This is a genomic window from Actinoplanes sp. NPDC048791, from assembly GCF_040650095.1.
In the GTDB taxonomy this organism is placed as follows: Bacteria; Actinomycetota; Actinomycetes; order Mycobacteriales; family Micromonosporaceae; genus Actinoplanes.
The window spans coordinates 1-2489 of sequence record NZ_JBEZGQ010001134.1 but is presented as its reverse complement, the minus strand read 5'-3'; the positions used below and the strand labels follow the sequence as shown (position 1 = coordinate 2489).

General features: G+C 68.1%; 2 protein-coding genes. Both read right to left on the bottom strand.

Annotated elements, in window-relative coordinates; translation table 11 throughout:
* Positions 1–117 precede the first annotated feature (117 nt).
* Entirely contained in the window at positions 118–981 is an 864-nt protein-coding gene (locus tag AB0C29_RS43260) for an aminoglycoside phosphotransferase family protein (protein ID WP_360833446.1), read from the bottom strand.
* An 86-nt stretch (positions 982–1067) separates the two neighbouring features.
* The gene (locus AB0C29_RS43255) at positions 1068–2402 is read right to left on the bottom strand and encodes a glycoside hydrolase family 43 protein (RefSeq protein ID WP_360833444.1); all 1335 of its coding nucleotides are present in this window, start codon (positions 2400–2402) and stop codon (positions 1068–1070) included.
* Positions 2403–2489: the final 87 nt, after the last annotated feature.

Genomic DNA, 2489 nt, shown 5'->3' with positions numbered 1-2489 from the left:
CGGGCGCCGGCGCGGCGACCCTGCCGATCGAGCCCGAGGTCATCGGAGCCCAGCTCGCCGAGTGCCACCCGGCCGCCACCAGCGCGGGCTTGGCCGCGGCCTGATCCGAACGCGCAGTCACCCGAGGCGCCGTAGCGCTGTCTCGACAGCGATCTCGACCCGGGAGGTCATGCCGGGCCCATCGACGGGACGGCGCCCGGCGACCTGACCACGGATCCACTTCGGCCCGCTGTTGTCGTAGTGCAGCAGGGCGTACAGGTCCCACCACGGATCGAGAGTCACCCCGGCGATCGACTCATAGAGCGACCGGAGCTGCTCCGACCACTCGGGCGAGTAGAGCGCCGCCAGGTATCGCCGGCAGTGCCCGATGTCGACCGCACGCGGTCCCCGATGGATGGAGTTCCAGTCGGTCAGTCCGGTGATCCTCCCGCGCGACCACAGCATGTTGACCGGCAGAAGATCGCAGTGCAGAAAGACGGCGGTGTCCTTCGGCGGCGGCGTCGCCATGACCCCGAACGCCGCTTTCCACACAGCCGGCTTCTGTGCGTCGACCGGCACCTGAAGCTCGCCCGGAGGAGCGATCCAGGAATCTGTCCACGGTCTGAAGGTCTGCGCGGGGAGATCGAGAGAATGCAGCTGGACGGCAATCTCCGCGATCCGCGTCAGCCACGCCCGAGGTTCCGCCGGACTGAGGTCAACCTGCCCCGGCAACCGTGTCATCAGCAACGATGGCGCGCCCCCGGTCGAAGCCCCGGCACCATCAGTGGCCAGGATGCCCGGAACCGGTAGCCCGCTTCCCGCCACCACACCGAGGTTGGCGATCTCCTTCTCCAGGCTCCCCTGCAGGCCGAGCCCGGCCGGGTACTGCCGCAGCACGACGAACGTCCGGATGCCACGTCGCTCCACTGTCAGCCGATGCACGGCGGAGCAGACGCCACCGGTCAACCGGCGACACCCGACGATGCGACTGCCCCGGCCCATCGACGCCGCGACCCAGGCGAGAGTCTCCACGGAGGGCCGGCGCTGCCTGAACCCGCCATCCCTCCAGTCACCGCCGGTCATGAGCGCTAGCCCAGCGGCGCGGTCACGGTGAAGGAGGCGTCCGATTTCAGAGCGGCGCTGCCGTCGTTGCGGTCGATGCGGAGTTCGTAGTTGTAGTGCCGCAGGTAGAAGCCGGGATAGTTGTACGACTCGAACGACGTCCCGCTGCCCGACAGCCCGGCCCGTCCGCAGAACGTGGCGTCGTTGCGGAACGTCGCGCTGCCGTCGTTCGCCGCCAGGACCAGGCGGTTGTTGGCGTGGCGCAGGTAGCGGCCGGCCGGGTTCACCGACTGGAAGGTGTAGCAGTTGCCGTTGGCCAGGCCGGCGCCGATCGTGAACGTCGCGTCCAGGCGGTCGGTGGCGGTGCTCACCGGCTCCAGGTAGCCGAGGCTGTTGCGGTGGCGCACGTACCGGTCGGGGAAGTTGACCGAGCGCAGGGACCGGTTGCCGGTCGGGACCGCGGTGCTGTCGCCGACGTTCTCGCGCAGCACGGTGAAGTGCCGCACGGTGCCGGAGAGTCCGGGCAGTTCGGTCTTGGCCGACCAGGTGTTCAGGTTGCTGCTGTCGGCGTAGTAGTAGCGCCCGGCGCCGTACTGGTCGAAGTAGAGCCGCCACGATCCGTTCGGCAGTTGCACCAGGGCCGGGCCTTCGAGTCCGGAGCCCCAGCCCGCCCAGTTGCCCGTACCGGTGAAGGTCCAGGGTCCGGTCAGTGAGCCGGCCGTGGCGTGCTCGATGTATTTGGTCGTCTCGTTCTTCGCGAACGCGTGGTAGGTGCTGCCCGACTTCACCACGAAGGTGTCGATGTGATTGGCCGGAATGCCGATCGCGGTGCGCGCGCTCCACGCGGACAGGTCACCGTTCGTCGCGGTGATCTTGTACGGCTGGAACTGCCCCGCCGTCCCGGTGCTCGACGCCGAGAAGATGACGTTGACGCTGCCGTCGGTGTCCTTGAACCACTCCGGTGCCCAGGTGCTGCCGGTCGCGCCGTTCAGTCCGACCGTCACGTTGCGCAGGAACGTCCAGGTCACGTGGTCGGTGCTGCGGGCGAAGCCGATCGTGTTCCCGGTCCAGTTGGTCGTGTAGACGATGTAGTAATACCCGTCGGTGTGCCGCATGATGCTCGGGTCGCGGATCAGCCCGGACGGTGGCGTGTACGCGTTCGCCCTGATCAGGTCGTAGTTCGTGGCGTTGGACGAGTCGTAGACGTACATGTTCGACTCGCTGGAGTTGGTGAACGCTGTCATCAGGAAGTGCGGCGCGGGCCCGGCGGCGGCCGCGGGTTGCGCGGTGACCGCCGTCAGCGTCGCGCCGGCCAGCAGACCGGTCACCGCCGCCGTCAGCAGACGTCTGGAGATGGGCATGGCGGGTCCTCCCGGGCGCTGGGATGATGTGACCGTTAACAACCGGTGACGTCGTTCATCTCAGCGCAATACATCGATCCACGTCAA

Coding starts and splice junctions, on each gene's coding strand:
- AB0C29_RS43260 (WP_360833446.1), bottom strand. CDS start 981: ATGGGCCGGGGCAGTCGCATCGTCGGGTGTCGCCGGTTGACCGGTGGC.
- AB0C29_RS43255 (WP_360833444.1), bottom strand. CDS start 2,402: ATGCCCATCTCCAGACGTCTGCTGACGGCGGCGGTGACCGGTCTGCTG.